General features: G+C 57.2%; 15 protein-coding genes. 3 read left to right on the top strand and 12 right to left on the bottom strand.

Features of this window, described 5'->3' with window-relative positions:
* Positions 1 to 68 precede the first annotated feature (68 nt).
* Complete coding sequence (locus tag V9K95_RS15100; protein ID WP_336441173.1) at positions 69 to 959, top strand: LysR family transcriptional regulator; 891 nt, start codon at positions 69 to 71, stop codon at positions 957 to 959.
* A gap of 487 nt (positions 960 to 1,446) precedes the next feature.
* Here the strand turns inward: V9K95_RS15100 and V9K95_RS15095 are convergent, their stop codons facing one another.
* The 7 genes from V9K95_RS15095 to V9K95_RS15065 form a co-directional block, all read right to left on the bottom strand.
* Entirely contained in the window at positions 1,447 to 1,746 is a 300-nt protein-coding gene (locus tag V9K95_RS15095; RefSeq protein ID WP_336441174.1) for an I78 family peptidase inhibitor, read from the bottom strand.
* Positions 1,747 to 1,904: 158 nt separating this feature from the next.
* The gene (locus V9K95_RS15090) at positions 1,905 to 3,572 is read right to left on the bottom strand and encodes an ABC transporter ATP-binding protein (protein WP_336441175.1); all 1,668 of its coding nucleotides are present in this window, start codon (positions 3,570 to 3,572) and stop codon (positions 1,905 to 1,907) included.
* Positions 3,569 to 4,471: an ABC transporter permease gene (locus V9K95_RS15085; protein ID WP_442958571.1), complete on the bottom strand. Its 903-nt coding sequence runs from the start codon at positions 4,469 to 4,471 to the stop codon at positions 3,569 to 3,571. Before V9K95_RS15085 ends, V9K95_RS15090 begins: the two co-directional genes overlap by 4 nt.
* Positions 4,472 to 4,496: 25 nt before the next feature.
* Positions 4,497 to 5,411, bottom strand: a complete 915-nt coding sequence (locus V9K95_RS15080) for an ABC transporter permease (protein WP_336441318.1) — start codon at positions 5,409 to 5,411, stop codon at positions 4,497 to 4,499.
* A gap of 78 nt (positions 5,412 to 5,489) precedes the next feature.
* Positions 5,490 to 6,998, bottom strand: coding sequence for an ABC transporter substrate-binding protein (locus V9K95_RS15075; RefSeq protein WP_336441177.1), 1,509 nt, complete (start codon positions 6,996 to 6,998; stop codon positions 5,490 to 5,492).
* A 73-nt stretch (positions 6,999 to 7,071) separates the two neighbouring features.
* On the bottom strand, positions 7,072 to 7,977 hold the full coding sequence (gene kdgD, locus V9K95_RS15070) for a 5-dehydro-4-deoxyglucarate dehydratase (protein WP_336441178.1): 906 nt from the start codon (positions 7,975 to 7,977) through the stop codon (positions 7,072 to 7,074).
* Between the two features lie 59 nt (positions 7,978 to 8,036).
* Positions 8,037 to 8,789, bottom strand: a complete 753-nt coding sequence (locus tag V9K95_RS15065; RefSeq protein ID WP_307279000.1) for a FadR/GntR family transcriptional regulator — start codon at positions 8,787 to 8,789, stop codon at positions 8,037 to 8,039.
* 655 nt (positions 8,790 to 9,444) lie between these two features.
* On the opposite strand from V9K95_RS15065, the gene V9K95_RS15060 reads away from it, so the two are divergent.
* The gene (locus V9K95_RS15060) at positions 9,445 to 10,161 is read left to right on the top strand and encodes an autoinducer binding domain-containing protein (protein WP_336441179.1); all 717 of its coding nucleotides are present in this window, start codon (positions 9,445 to 9,447) and stop codon (positions 10,159 to 10,161) included.
* On the opposite strand, the gene V9K95_RS15055 is transcribed toward V9K95_RS15060, so the two are convergent.
* The gene (locus V9K95_RS15055; RefSeq protein WP_336441180.1) at positions 10,109 to 10,525 is read right to left on the bottom strand and encodes a transcriptional repressor TraM; all 417 of its coding nucleotides are present in this window, start codon (positions 10,523 to 10,525) and stop codon (positions 10,109 to 10,111) included. The genes V9K95_RS15060 and V9K95_RS15055 overlap by 53 nt on opposite strands.
* Positions 10,526 to 10,822: 297 nt before the next feature.
* On the opposite strand from V9K95_RS15055, the gene V9K95_RS15050 reads away from it, so the two are divergent.
* Entirely contained in the window at positions 10,823 to 11,089 is a 267-nt protein-coding gene (locus V9K95_RS15050) for a helix-turn-helix domain-containing protein (protein WP_336441181.1), read from the top strand.
* 52 nt (positions 11,090 to 11,141) lie between these two features.
* Here V9K95_RS15050 and pepT read toward each other — a convergent pair whose 3' ends face one another.
* From pepT to V9K95_RS15030, 4 genes are all read right to left on the bottom strand, one after another.
* Positions 11,142 to 12,437 carry a peptidase T gene (pepT, locus tag V9K95_RS15045; protein ID WP_336441182.1) on the bottom strand — a complete coding sequence of 432 codons (1,296 nt, stop codon included), beginning with the start codon at positions 12,435 to 12,437 and terminating at the stop codon, positions 11,142 to 11,144.
* A gap of 162 nt (positions 12,438 to 12,599) precedes the next feature.
* A complete protein-coding gene (locus V9K95_RS15040; protein ID WP_336441183.1) occupies positions 12,600 to 13,835 on the bottom strand; it encodes a CapA family protein in 1,236 nt (411 codons plus the stop codon).
* Between the two features lie 80 nt (positions 13,836 to 13,915).
* Positions 13,916 to 15,736, bottom strand: coding sequence for an ABC transporter ATP-binding protein (locus V9K95_RS15035; RefSeq protein ID WP_336441184.1), 1,821 nt, complete (start codon positions 15,734 to 15,736; stop codon positions 13,916 to 13,918).
* Positions 15,733 to 16,608 (bottom strand): ABC transporter permease, encoded by an 876-nt coding sequence (locus V9K95_RS15030; RefSeq protein ID WP_336441185.1) that lies wholly within the window; start codon positions 16,606 to 16,608, stop codon positions 15,733 to 15,735. The genes V9K95_RS15035 and V9K95_RS15030 overlap by 4 nt, the downstream gene beginning before the upstream one ends.

Here is a 16,608-nt window from a genome sequence, read left to right as displayed (position 1 = left end):
TATGCACGGTTCATGGTGCGTCCAATAGACTCCCAATCTGGCCACTCTGTCTCACAGTTGGAACACTCATGGATCTCGTCGCACTTGCGGATTTCAATCTCGTGGCCCGTCACGGGGGCTTTGGTAAAGCAGCGAGAGCCTCCAATCGTCCGAAGGCGACGCTGTCGCGGCGGGTAACGGAGCTGGAGGCTGCGCTTGAGCTCCGGCTCTTCGAGCGCGGCGCCCGCAACCTGAAACTCACCGAGGAAGGACGCACCCTTCACGAACGGACAGCGGCGCTTCTCATAGAGATCGACGAGACGGCATCCGCCATTGTCTCAGGGGCGGAGAAACCGCGCGGCCGGTTGAGGGTAAGCGCGCCACTTCTTCTTTCGCAGACCGCCATGGGCAAGATCGCCGCGGGATTTGCCCTCAAATACCCGGACGTGAAGCTTGAAGTCACCACGGAGGATCGTGCAGTCGATATGATCGAGGAAGGCTATGATCTGGTTATCCGCGTCAATCCTAATCCGGATGAAAGCCTCGTTGGTCGCGCCTTCCTTCATGATCGTCTGGTTGTCGTCGCAAGACCTGATTTGCCTCGTCCCGCGCGAGACAATGCAGCTCCGGGAGTCGTCCGCGGTTCCGCCGACCGGCAGACTTGGAATGTCACGACCCCAAAAGGACCCACGCAGATAAAGATCGAGCCGGTCCTTGTCTTGTCGTCGCTGATCATGGTCCGGGACGCCGTTCGCGCCGGTGTCGGTGCGGCCCGTCTGCCGATTTCGCTGGTGACCCACGATCTGAATGACGGCAGCCTGACCCATTGGGGAGATATCAAGGGATCCGATATCGCGCTTTGGGCGCTCTACCCCTCGCGGCGACTGCTGAGCGCTCGGGTCTCCGCCTTCCTGGATTTTCTGAAACAAGCGTTTCCCAATGGGACGCCAGATGAACTGGCGTCCTATATCGGAAGATAGGACAGCCATGCCCTGCATACCTTCGGGAAACAGATAGGAGAGCTTGATTGTGGGCCGCCCAGCTCTCCGCAGCCTGCTCGAAAGATTGACAGCCCACAAATGAAGGTTGAACCAGCGGCCGTGAAGCGTCCGTAGGCACGTGTAATCTCTTGACCAGCGGTAAAATGCGCTCGAGTTGTCTTCCGAACGCTTCTGTTAATCAGCATCAAGTCGCGTACGAGGCGAGTGAGAAAGCAGCACGCCACGCAGATCCTGGCGAGACTGCTGCAACGACAAAAGCGTTCGTCAGGCCCGGCTAAACGCGGATCTCCGGCCAAATCTGTTGATCATCGGGAAATGAAAAGATGGTCAAACTGATACCATAAACAGCAGGATTGGCACTGAGTGGCTGATAACGTCGAACGCCTTGATCGGAGGCGAACCGCCGACTATTTCATGCAGTTTTACAAGGGTTGCGTTGTTCTGGAGGAACAATTCCTGATTTTACCTAGCCGCAAGTCGCTCCAACAACGCGGCCGGATGCTGGATCCGTTTCGATCGTAACCCGTTCTTGCCTGTAGTCATGGGTGACCATCTGGCCCGGCTCTATCTGCCGCACAAGCTTTGAATTTGACAGACGCATTGCTTCTGCGTCTGTCGGCTTGGGCTGCCCGACCAGTTTCCGGGCGGCATCGGCACTACACAGACCTTGAGCCGGTTGAAGCGATACGGATTTGTCGTTGCACGATGCAAGCGCTGGTAAGAGCCCGATGAGAAAGATGGAGATGGTCCGGTTTGCTCTCGACATGTGATCTGACCTCGATGTATTTATCCAAACTCGATCGCGGGCGGATCCATGCCTCACGAATCCGCTGTCATTGTGGATTTTTGCTTTAGTCTGGCTGACATTACCATGCCAGCAGCTGTGTGGCCTTTTCAAGATAATCTAGAATGCTCGAGAACGTTTCATCGGCTTGTGCCTGTCACCTCGCTTGCGGATCGACCGGCCATCCATCTCGGTTTGGGTACCGCACTCAGCAGTGCTTGCGTATAGGGATGCCGAGGGGAGGCGAACAAATCCTCCGTATCGTCTTCTTCCACGACCTTTCCTTGCTGCATTACGATCACGCGGTCCGCAAACTCGCGCACGATCGGTAGATCATGGGTGATGAAGAGGTAGGAAAGGCCGAGCCGCTGTTTCAGCTCGCTCAACAGCTCGATCACCTGCATCTGGATGGAGACATCAAGAGCGGATACTGCCTCGTCACAGACGATCAGCTCCGGATCGCTGGCGAGCGCTCTTGCGATAGCAATGCGTTGCCTCTGGCCGCCTGAAAACTGGTGAGGATGACGGTCGGCGTGCTCCGCTTTCAATCCGACAAGCTGCAGCAACTCAACCACCCGATCATTCCAGCGCGAACGCGGCAGGATATCCGGGTGGATCACCAGCGGCTCGCAAATAATTGCCCGCACATTCATCCGCGGATTCATCGAGCCGAAGGGATCCTGGAACACCATCTGGACCCGCCTGCGAAACCCGTTGAGTGCCTTGCCCTCGAGCTGGAATATATCCTCGCCCGCAAACAGGGCCCTGCCCGACGTCGGATCGTTCAGTCGCAAGAGCATGCGCGCGATGCTGGATTTTCCCGACCCGGATTCGCCGACAATTCCAACCGTTTGGCCCCGGCGCAGGACAAAGCTGACATCATCCACCGCCCTGAACTCCCGCTTGGGCATGAAGAGGCCCGAGGTCAACATATAGTGCTTGCTGAGGTTCTCGACCTGTAAAAGAACGTCGCCCTTGACCGCGGTGGGCGCGCGCTGCCTTCCGGGGTCCCGTTGTGGCACCGCCGCCATCAGGCGGCGTGTATAGGCGTGGCCCGGACTGGTAAAGACCTCCTCGGCCTTGCCGCTTTCCACAACCTTGCCGCCATTCATGACGATGATACGATCCGCCATGGCTGCCGCAACCTCAAGATCATGGGTGATCATGATCAGGGCCATGCCGGTTTCGCGCTGAAGATCGCGCAGCAAGTCGAGGATTTGCGCCTGGACGCTGACGTCGAGCGCGGTCGTCGGTTCGTCGGCGATCAGAATATCCGGTTTAAGCGCAATTGCCATGGCAATCATCACGCGCTGGCGCTGACCGCCGGAGAATTGATGCGGGTAATGGTCAATGCGCTTTTCAGGTTCAGGGATGCCAACCCGCTGCATGAGTTGCACAACCTTGTCGCGCACCGATCCGCGCCCATGTTCGCTGTGGCTCTCGAATACTTCTGCGATCTGCCGGCCGACCGTATAGACCGGGTTGAGATAGGCCAGCGGATCCTGAAAGATCATGGCGATGCGCCGGCCGTTCAACGCACGCCGCTCTTCCTCGTCAAGATTGGAAAGATCGATACCGTCAAACACCAGCGAACCGCTGACAATATCGCCGGGCGGGCAGTCGATCAGCCCCATGGCTGTTCCGGTACTCACGCTCTTGCCCGATCCGCTCTCCCCGAGAATAACCAGCGTTTCACCCGGACAGACATGGAAAGAAACATCGTCGACAGCCCGTACCGGGTCACCCTCGGACAGGAAGTCCACTGTCAGATTTTCGATCCGGAGAATGGGTTTGCCCGTACCGGTCATCGGGGAGCCTTTCGCAGCGATTGCAGACGCCAGCGTTGAAGAGGATCGGCAACAGTCCGGGCCCAGCTGGCGAGAATGTTCAGGGAAAGGGTCGTCAGGAGGATTGCAAGGCCTGGCCAGAAGGCGATCCACCATGCCGAGGCCAGATAACCGCGTCCGTTGGCCACCATCGCGCCCCAGGTGAAGTCCGGAGGTTGAATGCCAAGACCGAGGAAACTTAATGAGGATTCAGCCAGGATCACTGTTGCAAAATCGATGGCCGCGATCGTGACCAGCGTCGGGAGAACCAGAGGCGCGATATGCCGAAACAGGATGCGCCGGGAGCTTGCGCCCATGGACAAGGCAGCACTCACAAACATGCGCTCGCGCAGTTCGAGCACTTCTGCCCGCGCGGTTCGTATGAAAATGGGCATGCGCGTGATCGCCAGAACGATAACAAGGTTCATCATGCTGGGGCCGAGCGTATAAAGAACGATCAGCGCAAGCAGCAATGAGGGAAAACTCATAATGACGTCCGCCAGACGGAGTATGGCATGGCAGTACCAGCGTTCCGAATAACCGGCAACAAGGCCCAGCGCGCCGCCGACAGACATCGAGAAGAACACGGCAGCAGCCGCGATTCCAAGCGTGTTCTGTGAACCCACGATCAAACGCGCCAGTATCGGCCGGCCAAGCGTATCTGCACCGAGAAAATAGATGAATCCATGATCGAGCGAAAAGGGCGGTAAATTGCGCTGCCTCAGGCCCAGTCTGCTTGCCGATTCGCCGACAAGCAGGGGTCCGAGGGCCACGCAGGCAATCAGCAGGATCAGGAAGAGCGCTGCGCACAGTGCAAGCTTGTCGCGCCTGAGGTAAATTGCCAGCTGACGCAGATTTCCAGGCAGTTTCGGCAGCGGCATCGTCACGTCGGCCATATCGAGCTCCTCAGTAGCGAATGCGCGGATCGAGAGCGACGTAGAGAAGGTCGATCGCGATATTGACGATAAAGATGGCAATGGCAGTGACCAGGATTGTCGACTGCACCACAGCAAAATCGCGCTGAATGATCGAGTCGATCATCAGTTTGCCGATGCCGGGCCAGCCGAAAATCGTCTCGACAACCACCGCGCCGTTAATGAGACCGGTGGCAAGATCGCCGGCAACGGTAATGACGGGCAGCAGGGAATTGCGCAATGCGTGTCCAAAGATGATGCGCCGTCGCTTCATCCCCTTTGCGTGAGCCGTTTTAATATAGGGGGCAGCAAGTGCCGAGATCATTGTGCCGCGCACCACCTGGACCAGAAGACCGAACGGGCGAAGCATGAGCACGATGATCGGCATGATCCAGTGCAGGGCCGTACCGGTACCGGAGGTCGGCAGCATACCAAGGCCAACGGAAAAAACGAGAATCCCGACAATCGCAATCCAGAAATCGGGCATGCTGGCGCCGGTGAGCGAAACCAGTCCGGCAACGCGGTCGAACAGGCTTCCAGGGCGCGCCGCGGCCAGCGCACCAACAATCACGGCAAGAAGCGTAGAGAGCGTCATGGCAAGGATTGCGAGTTTCAAGGTAGCCGGGAACGCCTCCAGTGCCACCTCTATGGCCGAGCGGTTCTGGCGCAGGGATTGTCCGAAATCCAAAGAAAGGAGGTTGCGCAGATAGTGGAGGAATTGTGTATGGATGGGCTGGTCGAGGCCATTGAGGCGTGCAAACGCCTCGCGCGCCTCAATGCTTGAGTCCAGAGGGAGATAGAGCGCCGACGGATCGCCGGTCAAACGCGTGAGGAAGAAGACAAGCGTCAGAAGCCCAATTACTGAAATGGTGCTGTGATAGGCGCGCCTGCCCATATAGCCTAACATCATACGAAGCCTCTGGATTCATCTGGAGTGGGAACGAGCGCGAAAACCGCGCCCGCATGGTCCCGGCATCGGAATGGGTCAGTTCCTCAGGCCGATATTGGCAAGCGGTATTTCACTGTTGGTGGTGATGTCCGGCTTCCAGTCCAGCCTTGTTCCCACCCTGGTGTAACCGATCATGTGGAACATCGGGATATCGACAGCCAGGTTGTCGTGAACCTTGGAAAAGATTGCCTTGAACCTTGCTGTCCGGTCCTCACCCGTCGCAGCCATAGCATCTGCCACATCCTTGTCGAGCTCTGGATTGTTCATGGTCGAATAGCTGCCGACCGAGGTATAGAAAATCGGAATCGTGAAAGCAGCGTCGCCCTTGTTGTTGTCGTGCATCATCTGCAGGAGATTGGGGCCGCGCCCTTCCGGGAAGGGCTTTTGCAGATAACGCAACCAGTCATTCACATCGAGCATTGTCAGTTTCACATTCAGTCCGACATCCTGCCACATCGCCATCATTGCTTCCATGGCTTCCGAGCCGTTCGGATAGATGCCGTTGCGCCCGATCAGCTCGATTTCGGTATCGACCGGAACACCGGCTGCCCTGGCTTCGGCAATCAGCTCGCGGGCCTTTGCTGCATCGAAGGTCCAGGCCGCCAGGGCGTCATTGTGACCATTGATACCCTTGACGACCATTTGCGAGGCGCGCTGCGCATCCTTGCCGAAGAGCTGGGACAGGCCTTCCCAGTCGATGGCCAGGTTGAGCGCCTTGCGGATACGAACGTCATCAAGCGGGGCGAAGCCTGCATCAATGCGGATCGCCGTGGTCTCGGAGTTCAGATAGGCGAAATCGGTATCCGGATTTGTTGCATCCTGGATCGCGATGGACGGTGTCAGATCGGCCTCGCCCGTCTGAACCATCGCCGCACGGATGGACGATTCGGGACGCCAGACATAGCTTGCTTTGGCAATGGCCGGTTTCTTGCCCCAGTAGCCGTCAAATGACTCCAGTACGACGGTCTGGGACGTAAAGCTGGAGAGCTTGAAAGGACCGGTACCGACGGGGTCGTTTACCGCCTTGTCCGCCGGTGTGTTTGGAGAGACAACCATGATCACGCTGAGCAGGGTCGGCAAGATGGGCTGAGGCGTGTCAGACTTGATTTCAACGGTCAGGTCATCGATTGCGGTGACGGTAAGCCTGGCGTCGCCAAACTTGGCAATATTGCTGCACGTGACCTTGCCGCTGGTCATCCGTTCGATGGAAAACTTGACGGCCCGGGCGTTGAAGGGGGCGCCGTCCTGAAACGTCACGCCCTCGCGCAGCTTGAATCTCCACGTATTGGGATCGACCTGCGTCCATTGTGTTGCCAGACTGGCGACCGGCTGACCGCTGACCGGATCGATGATGGTCAGCGGCTCGACAACATTACGGCTCAAGATCTGGCCAACATTGGTGATAATGGTGCCGCATGGTTCGAGATTTGCCGGTTGTTCAGGCAGAACGATATTGATCTGAGCGCCATTTTGCGCCGCGGCAGGGCCGGTCCAGCCGGCAATTGCCAGTGCTCCTGCGATGATGCGAATAGATGTCCTTTTCATTACATTCCTCCCAGATGAAACGATGACGATATCAGGATCGGGGCCGTCTCCGGGCGCCGACCGAACTTGCCGGTCAGCCGCCCGCGGCGGCAATCAGTTGGCGCAGTATTTCCCGTTCCTCGCCATCGAGGTCGATCAGCGGCGGGCGTACGGGACCGGGTCCATAGCCGACGAGATCGACGCCGGCCTTGATGATGGAAACCGGGTACCCGGCCTTGCGGTCGCGCAAGGCTGCAAAAGGAAAAAAGAAACTGCGAAGTATCTCTTCCATGACGGCCCTGTCGCCCGCGCGCATCGCGCGATAAAAGCGCTGTGCGAGTTTCGGGACGAAATTGAAAACCGCGGAGGAATAGGTCGTTACGCCGACCCCGTTGAAACCTTCTGCGAAGAGCTCATGGGTCGGCATGCCGCCAATATAGCAGAGCCGGTCACCCAGCTTGGCCGTGACATGACGCACCAGGTCCACTTTGCCGGTTCCGTCCTTGAACCCGATCAGGTTGGGACAGGCATCTGCCAGGCGCGCCACCGTATCGGCATTGGCCACCGAATTGGCGCGGTTGTATAGAATGACGCCAAGGCCGGTTGCATCGCAGACTGCTTTGACATGCGCGAAGATGCCCTCCTGCGGCGCTTCAGTCAGATAGTGTGGCAGGAGGAGAATCCCGTCTGCGCCTGCGCCTTCGACGATCCTGGCCGTCTCATGGGCAAGTGACATGCCATAGCCGCACCCGGCGATGATCGGAACCTCGCCTGAAGCTTCCTTTGCTGCACGCGTGACCTGTCCGACCTCGGCCGGTGAAAGCGAGAAAAACTCACCGGTCCCTCCGGCGGCAAACAGGGCAGCAGCTTCAAAACCTGACAGCCATTCAACGTGCCGTTGGTAACTGTCCAGATTGAGGTGGTAGTCCGATGTGAAGTGTGTGACGGGGAAAGACAAAAGCCCTGAACCGACTCGCGACTTAATTTCTTCAGGCGACACTCTATTTCCTCCCAACAGATGCATTCTGCAGGAAGTCATATGATGACTTTTAAGATGAGTCAACCAGACTCATCTTCTTTTTGTTCATTTTGCCATGGCGTGAGCGAACGATAGCGCTTGATGCCTGTAACGAGATGGCGGCGCATGGCCTCCCGTGCCCGATCCGGATCTCGCGCCATGATTGCCTCGGCGATTTTGCGATGCTCGTCAAGGATAGGTCCGTCCCTGCTGGGCAAAGGATCGACGCCGCCCATAACGGTGCGAAACTTCACGCGCGGGATCATGCGCCGGCCGATGTGCTCCAGAAATGTGCGGAACCGTGCGTTGTTCGTAGCCGCTGCAATCGCCATATGGAACTGGAAGTCGGCTTCATCCGTTGGCCTGCCTTCTGCGACAAGTCCCGCAAAGATGTTGACCTGCGATTGAATCTCGGCCTCCTGCGCCGGAGAACTGCGCACTGCGGCGAGCGCAGCAGCCTCCACCTCGATACCGATACGAAGTTCCAGCTCCTCGATAATGTCGGAAATCTTACTTGTTTCCTCTGTGAACAGACGCAGGCCCGGATCACTCTGGCGCGGCCCGATCACGAACACGCCCGACCCATGCCGGGATTCCACCAGGCCGTCGGCGCGCAGCGCCGCGATCGCCTCGCGTATCACTGTCCGGCTGAAACCGAATTTCTCAATCAGCGCCGGCTCGGTCGGCAATTTGTCACCGGGGGCATAGTAGCCGGCCTCGATTTGTCCCCGTATCGCATCGGCGACCTGAAAGGACAAGGAAGGGCGCCCGCCGCTTCGCTTCATGTTCAGCATCTGCCCGCGTATATCCGATTTTACTTCAGTCATCATATGACCTCGACCCGTTCCTTGTGATTTCATCTTATGGGAATGGTCGATGTTGGTACAGGGGGAGCCGGGGAAATATTCAATCTCTGTCGACGCGTGCGTTGCACCTCTCGTGCTGTATGCTAATGCAAGCCAGTAAACTGGCCGGAGCGACCAACTTCACGGCGTCATTTGCGTCAGCGGCAGCAGGGGTGGTGCCCGAAACCGATCGCTGCAACCGGAGGCATAAACTGCATCGCGAGAAACCTGATCGGAGTGTACGTGCGATGTCTTTGGTGGGGGGCTCCATGCGTCAACGAATTAAAACTGAGAGGGCTAAGGCATAGCCGGACCCGTTCTTGAGTATCGAGAAGGCCCGAGAACGGGTAGTGGAAGCCGAAAACGAGAAAGCCGGCCTGCCGCCCCCATGTCGCCGGGTTTACTTGATCAGTCGCACCTTAAACCTGGAATATCCGAACCTTTGTATGCGCGCGCCATACCCACAATTTTTGTGAAGGAGGTATCAAATCGCAACCTGGAGCGGCTTGATTAACCCGGGGCGCTTCGATTATCTTTACTATCAGCACTCGATTTGTTCCCGGCTGGCGCCAAAGATCTGTAATGCCAAAAGGAGACCCTAGGTTTGGACGGACAACTTCAATCGCTCATTGACACGCTCGATGTTGCTCTCGACGAACGCATGCTTGAAAGCGCAATGAAGAGTTTCACGATTGCGTGCGGGTTCGAGCGTTTCGCCTATCTTCAAACGGCCGGAACAGAAATCAAGACTTTCAATTCCTATCCTGCAGAATGGCAGTCAATTTATTTTACAAATCGATATTCCCGTATCGATCCGGTTGTAACGACAGCCAAGCGGCACATGAAACCCTTTGCATGGTCAGCAGACGCCTGGCCTCGCGGCGATCTGTCGAGGGAAGAAAAACAGTTTCGCTCCCAGGCGCTCATGTTTGATATTCGATCTGGCATTACAATTCCAGTTGAAGGCAGCTACGGTTCCACCCTCATGCTCACCTTCGCTTCCTCTCAGCCGCAATGCGATGCAACCATTCTCGGCGACCCGAGGAGGGCAGAACGGGCGGTGCTCTATATCCACCATCGCTGGCGCACAGTGGCGCAGCGTCCCCTCAGTATGCCGAAGCTTCTGCTCTCACCAATGGAACTCGTCTGTCTCAAATGGTCGGCGGAAGGCAAATATATGCCGGACATTGCCGAACTGACAAACAAGCGGCATCGTACGGTTCAATATTATCTCGATAATGTGCGCGCAAAGCTTGAAGCGACTAATCTCAATCACGCAATCGCGCTTGCGAAAGACATGGGTATTCTTGAACCCGATTGACTTCTTCAGGCCCCTCCTCCGGCACCTTCGGTAGATATCCCAACAGATCGAGGAGTTCGGACAAGTGATTTTGTTGAGCAGCGGTTCTTTCCTGACGCGAAAGACATTCTGCAGCAAGTCCTTCTATCTGCTCCGTGGGTACCTGGGGGTTTGCCCTGGCTCTTTCCCATTCTTCATAGATGATCTGATCGGACTCCAACAGGCGCCGATGTTCGCGAATGGCGTCGATAACGCAGAGCTCCAATTCAACCTTGCTCATTGATGTAAGGCTTGTGCGGTCAAAATTGTTACTTGTTTGATTATTGGATTTTGGTTTCACGCGTATCTCGCCAGTTTTGATCTTGATTTGTTTGGCCAGCAACATTGTACGGAAGCTGGATGAACGGAACCTCTGAATCGTGTACCAAACATATGTAACACTTCAATGCATACAGCGTCACTCATGATCTTCAACATGATCGCGTCAGTATGATGTGCCGAGTTCGCAGGTTTCCAGGTCTCTCGTTTCCGTCCATCGGTGTCGATTCCCCATTAGGACTTCGTGCTCAACCATTGAACGAGTTTGCCATTTGCGAAGACGAGGCCCACGCAGCGGCGGGCGATACCGATTGCAGAGTATACTCTGTAGCTGAATGCACTGCAACGCGCATGACTCCGGATCATGGATATTCGAGAGATCTTTGCGCTCAATCTCAGGACGCTGCGACACGCCAGGGGGCTTTCGCAAGAGGAACTCGCGCACCGTGCAAACATCCATCGCACCTACATCAGTTCCCTGGAAAGATGCGTTTACAGCCCGACCATCGATATGGTGGACGGCATCGCAAAAATCCTTGAGGTGGAAACATTCGAGCTCCTCGTTTCGAGGCACTGTTCCGCTGCCAGCAAGACAGCCAAATCGGAATTCAATCCATCCTCCGATGTATGATTGCAACGCGTGTAAACTCACCGCTGGTTCAGACAAACTCCGATCATCGTGCTTAATCATGAACCTCGCCTATCAACGCTTTGGAGACCGAGTGTCCGCTACCCTCTTCTGCTGCGAGGGTACACAGCATGAGAGCGGTCTTATAGGACTGTTCGAACGCTGGAACGGGCAGAAATTCGAAGCGCGAATGGAAATTACAGGCGCCGGTGAAAAAGTTGGGGGTTGGCAGACCACGGGCTGACAGCGCCGCCCCGTCGGTTCCTCCGCGCATCGGTACAAGCTTTTTTTCAATCCCGAGATTTTCAAGTGCGCGAAAGAGCAATTGTGCCGGGCGAGGGTCTGCACGCAGGTGATCAGCGATGTTGTGGTAGGTGTCGGCCACCTGGCAACGCACCGTTCCGGTGGGGTGTTGCGATCTCACCAGGTCGGCGACATTCACGATGCGCCGTTTGCGCCGCTCGAATTCTTGCTTGTCAAAATCACGGATCATGACTTTCAGGTGCGCTTCTTGTTCATTGGCGACGATATCGTTGAACCAGTAATAGCCTTCGCGGCCTTGTGTGCATTCAGGTGTTTCGTTGCGATCAAAATGAGAGATGAAATCGAGAGCCATCAGCAGCGGATTGACGAGAACGCCTTTTGCCGACATTGGATGCGCGGTGACACCGGTAAAGACAATATCGGCTGATGCGGCATTGAAATTCTCGACGACCACTTCGCCGAGCGCGCAGCAATCAATGGTGTAGGCGAAATCGCACCGGAATCGATCAAGATCGAGCGCTCTCGCACCGCGCAATCCGATTTCTTCATCGGGAACAAAGGCGACAAAAATGTCTCCGTGGCGCTTTGAAGGCTCCAGCCGTGCCACCAGGGTCATAAGAACCGCGATGGCTGCCTTGTTATCGGCACCAAGGACGCTTGTACCATCGCTGACAATAATGTCCTCATCCTTCCAGGCGAGAATTTCTGGATGTTCCGCGACACGCAACCAGATATCCTGCCCGGGATTGAGACAAAGGTCCGATCCTTCGAAACGCTTGATCTGCGGGCGGATGCGTGGTGAAAGACCGACATCGACGGTATCGAGGTGGGCGATGAAGCCGACAGGCGGTGCGGCCGGGCAGTTGCCGCGTTTCACCCCTGTGACGATCGCATGCTCGTCGACGATGACCTCCTCAATGCCGAGGTCACGCATCTCACGGGCAAGCAGTCTGGCCAGTTCAAGCTGGCCCGGAGACGATGGCAGATCGAGTGAAGCAGCATTGCTCTGGCTTTCTATCGCTACATACCGGAAGAAGCGGCTGACAAGTTCGTCGCGGATGCCTGTTGTTTGTCGGGTGGGGGGCATTTAATTCTCTCTGCTGGTGTGATCGGGATGATGTTTGGCAGGCAGTTGTCTTCGGGCATCCGTGGTTCTCTTGTCCCTCTCCTTGCCAGCCTATGGAAATCTCAAGGTCTGTTCAGGCAGCTTACGATTGATCCTTTCAGGCAGACTGCTATCGCGCCCTGCTCAGACGCGCAGGATGCCGATCCCGTCAGCAAGGTTGATCTCGGCGCCCCTATCTGCCGATTGGCGTTTGAACCGCTGCAGGATTCGTGTCGCGTTTGCTCCCGTCGCAAGGTGAGGAACCAATCGGCCCTCGAGTGAGTGACCGCCAAGGCTGTCTTCTCCGCCGATCACAATGGGATAAAATCGGATGTCGATCAGCGTGTTGTCGTCTCCGTAAGCGCACAGGCCAACAACACTCTCCCAGACCTCGGGTGCATGCCACGCCGACGTTTGCGACCTGACATGGAAGATGAAATTGCCAAGGCTGTAGAAAATCGGGCGCTGGCGATAGATTTCCACCGGTTGCAGCACGGGCGCGCCATGGCTGACGAACATGGCGGCGCCCGCATCAATACATTGTCTGGCAACGGCGCCGACCCAGTCCGGAACCTGATACCAGTTTGAGGCCCAGTGATGATGGTGCAGATAGGCCATGACAAGGCATCCATCGCTTGCAGCGGCCTTTATTGCCGCAAGGTTGCGGGCCAGATCGTCTTCATCGATTTTAACGCTCCTGCCACACCTTGGCGCCCGTTTGAAGATTGCACGGCCAAGTCCGATCTCCTCATGCGGGTCTACAAAGGGTGGATCATCAGGCTGACTGTCATTGGTAAGGTCGATCGCCGTATAGCCGACTTTTTCCCTGACGACCCGCATCTGGTCAAAGGCTTTGTGATCGAGCTCGATGATCTGTGACAGACCAAGCCTGTTGACACCGGGCCTTTCCGGTCGATTTTTGCCGGCATTGGCTGCATACATGAAATCTGGACCTGGTCCGCCATCCATCGCGACGATGGCAACAGATCTTCCCCGGATCGTCGCCCTTCCTGCCCGCGACGCCTCGCTCTGGTTGCGTCCGAGGCCGGCATGGAGAAAGCCGCGCTTCTCCACTTCTTCGAGGGTTGAAAGCACACCGGACGGGCCAAGGTCGAAAGCGTGATTGTTGGAAAGCGAAAGCCCGCCGAAACCGGTTGCCTGCAAAGCATCGAGAACGACGGCGTCGCTGCAGCCGAAGAATGACCCTTTCAAGGGCCAGCCGCCATGGCTTCCAAGGATCGTCCCCTCGAAATTGGTGAATGAAAGATCTGCGTGATGCAGCAGTTGCTGGACCTCATCAAATGCCGGGGTGCCGAGACTGCGAATATCGTGTTTTATAAGCGACTGGCCTGTAACGGCCAATGTGAACCTGTCATTCATGAGTTACCTTCGTGGAGTGTTGTTTTGATATCCGCAACGCAGGTGTGGGAACGTTCTGTCGATGCATGTTTCCTTGTCCCTCAACAGGTGAACCGGGCGGGGCGGGCGTCGATGAGGGTACGTGTGTAGGGATGTGTGGAGTGTGTGAAGACGAAGTCGGAGGATCCGGAGTCCACAACCTGCCCGTCCTTGAAGATGTAGACGCAGCTGCACAGCTGCTGCACGACGGCAAGATCATGGGAGATAAAGACCATCGTCATGTGCTGCGCTGTTATGGTGTCCTTCAAAAGCTCGATGATTTCGGCCTGTACGGACACGTCAAGCGCCGAGGTCGGCTCGTCCGCGATGATGATCTGCGGGCGTGCCAGCAGCGCCCGCGCAATACAGATGCGCTGCTTCTGGCCGCCCGAGAGCTGATGGGGATAACGGGAAAGCAAGCTGCGGGCCAGACCGAGCCGGTCCATCATGGTTGCAGCGTCGGCGGGCTCGTCTTCGGGACCGGGGCGTGCACCGAAGCGAATGGCCTCGCGCAATGTCTCGCCGGCACTCATCCTCGGATTGAGCGACACCGCAGGGTCCTGGAAAATCATCTGAACCCGGCCAAGAAGGCCGTTGCGACCGCCTCGTTTCGAAACATCGAATGCGTCTTTGCCGATCGTGACCGTCCCTGCCGGCGCCGTATCGAGGCCGGCGATGATCCGGCCGATCGTCGTCTTGCCGCTTCCGCTCTCGCCGACAATGCCGGTGATCGCGCCACGCGGCAGCTCAATACTGACATTGCGTAATGCGAAACTTGCCTTGTTGCGGCACCGGCCCCACGCGAACCCTTGGCGAGCGAAGGTTTTGGAAACACCCTTTGCCACGAGAAGCATGGTGTTGCCATTCTCTGGGCCCGCGCCTGCATCCGCCCAGCCGGTTTTGCTGCTATTCACCTCGCCCTCGCTGGCATCCGTCGAGCTGGCCTTGCGGCCATTCTCTTGGCCTACGCCTGCATTCGTCGAAGTGGTATCGTTGCCTGTGCGCGTCGAAATAGTTGCCTTGCCATGCACTTTGCCCTTGCCGGCAGCCGCCGAGATCCGCAATCGCGGAACTGCGGCAAGCAGAGAACGCGTGTAGTCATTTGCGGGTGCATCAAGAATGACCGAAGTGCGATTCTGTTCGACCACCCTGCCCTTTCTCATGACGAGCACCCGGTCGGTGATCTCGGACACCACGCCCATGTCATGGGTGACGAGGACGATGGAAATACCGGTGTCATCGACGAGAGTTCGCAGGAGTTTCAATATCTGCTTTTGAACTGTGGCATCGAGTGCCGAGGTCGGCTCGTCGGCGATGATGATGTCGGCAGATCCCGCCAGTGCGATGGCGATGACAGCGCGCTGTCTTTGCCCGCCGGAGAACTGATGCGGATAATTGCCGTATCTGCGCTCAGGCTCCGGAATGCCGACCCGGGCCATGAGCTCGATAGCCCGGGCGCGTGCCTCCATTCTCGAAACAGAAGCGTTGATTGCCAGGATCGTTTCCTGCACCTGTGCGCCGACGCTCATCAAGGGATCGAGTGAGGCAGTGTGGTCCTGGAAGATGGCGGATATCCTGCGGCCTCTGATGGCATCGCCATCTCCTGCCATGGTGTCGCCCTTCACTTGCATGGCATTGATTGGCCTGCCATCCAGTTCGATCGATCCCGACACCCGCTGGAACCCGGGAGCAAGCAGACCGAGAATGGCGTTGCCGAGGGTCGACTTTCCGGCACCCGACTCGCCGATGATGCCGACGATTTCGCCGCGCCCCAGTTCGAAACTCACATCCTGCAGGATCGTCACCGGTCCGGGCGCAGAAGAATAGCGCAGATTAAGGTTCTTCACCTGAAGAAGAGGTGCTGTTCGGCTCTCAAATGTCATAGCGGGCGGCTCCTTGGATCAAGACGGCGCCGGACCTCTTCGCCGACGAGGTTGATGCTTGCGATCAGGCCGAACAGCGCGAGACCGGGAAAGAGGCTGGTCCAGTATTGTCCGGTCAAAAGGTACTGGAACCCGTTTGCGACGGCCGAGCCGAGCGAAGGCTTGTCGATCGGAACGCCGAGGCCAAGAAAGGACAGTGTCGCTTCAAGCGCGACTGCATGACCGATCTCGATGGGGATCAAGGTCACTGCCGGTGCAATGCTGTTGGGCAAAAGGTGGCGAAAGATAATCCTGGACATTGGCAGCCGCATGAGGCGGGCGGCATCCATGTAGGACTTGTTCGTCTCGCTCAATGCGACGCTGCGCGCCAGTCTGGCATAGGTTGCCCATTGCGCGATGATCAGGGCCAGGATGATCCTGTCGATCCCGGGGCCGAGCGTGACAATGGCGACCAGGGCGACCAGAATGGTCGGAAGGCTGAGTTGAAGATCGACCAGTCGCATGATGGCGATATCGACCCAGCTGCCGAACCAGGCAGCGCTGACGCCGGCTGTCAGTCCGATCAGGGCGGCAATCGCAGCGCTTGTGACCGAAACCACCAGGCTGATGCGCAAGCCATAAACTATGGTGCTGAGGATGTCTCGTCCCAGCCCGTCCGTTCCCAGCAGATAGAGATAGCCGCCGGTGCCGGGCGTGCCCGGAGCAGACGAGGCTTCCCATCCATAGATCTGCAGCGGATCATAGGGGTTTTGCGGCGCGGTAACGGGTGCGGCAAGTGCAAGCACGATATAGGCTGCTAGCACGATCATGGGGATGGTCAGGACCTCACGATAGCGGGGCTTTTTCAGGGCCGGAAGGATTTCGGTTTTCAT

The organism is Phyllobacterium sp. CCNWLW183 (assembly GCF_037203775.1).
Taxonomy (GTDB): Bacteria; Pseudomonadota; Alphaproteobacteria; order Rhizobiales; family Rhizobiaceae; genus Phyllobacterium; species Phyllobacterium ifriqiyense.
This window is presented reverse-complemented; position numbering and strand designations above follow the sequence as displayed.

Bases quoted from the DNA above. Each gene is read 5' to 3' on its own strand.
- V9K95_RS15100 (WP_336441173.1), top strand. From the start codon at position 69: ATGGATCTCGTCGCACTTGCGGATTTCAATCTCGTGGCCCGTCACGGG.
- V9K95_RS15095 (WP_336441174.1), bottom strand. From the start codon at position 1,746: ATGTCGAGAGCAAACCGGACCATCTCCATCTTTCTCATCGGGCTCTTA.
- V9K95_RS15090 (WP_336441175.1), bottom strand. From the start codon at position 3,572: ATGACCGGTACGGGCAAACCCATTCTCCGGATCGAAAATCTGACAGTG.
- V9K95_RS15085 (WP_442958571.1), bottom strand. From the start codon at position 4,471: ATGCCGCTGCCGAAACTGCCTGGAAATCTGCGTCAGCTGGCAATTTAC.
- V9K95_RS15080 (WP_336441318.1), bottom strand. From the start codon at position 5,411: ATGTTAGGCTATATGGGCAGGCGCGCCTATCACAGCACCATTTCAGTA.
- V9K95_RS15075 (WP_336441177.1), bottom strand. From the start codon at position 6,998: ATGAAAAGGACATCTATTCGCATCATCGCAGGAGCACTGGCAATTGCC.
- V9K95_RS15065 (WP_307279000.1), bottom strand. From the start codon at position 8,789: ATGCTGAACATGAAGCGAAGCGGCGGGCGCCCTTCCTTGTCCTTTCAG.
- V9K95_RS15055 (WP_336441180.1), bottom strand. From the start codon at position 10,525: ATGTTGCTGGCCAAACAAATCAAGATCAAAACTGGCGAGATACGCGTG.
- V9K95_RS15050 (WP_336441181.1), top strand. From the start codon at position 10,823: ATGGATATTCGAGAGATCTTTGCGCTCAATCTCAGGACGCTGCGACAC.
- pepT (WP_336441182.1), bottom strand. From the start codon at position 12,437: ATGCCCCCCACCCGACAAACAACAGGCATCCGCGACGAACTTGTCAGC.
- V9K95_RS15040 (WP_336441183.1), bottom strand. From the start codon at position 13,835: ATGAATGACAGGTTCACATTGGCCGTTACAGGCCAGTCGCTTATAAAA.
- V9K95_RS15035 (WP_336441184.1), bottom strand. From the start codon at position 15,736: ATGACATTTGAGAGCCGAACAGCACCTCTTCTTCAGGTGAAGAACCTT.
- V9K95_RS15030 (WP_336441185.1), bottom strand. From the start codon at position 16,608: ATGAAAACCGAAATCCTTCCGGCCCTGAAAAAGCCCCGCTATCGTGAG.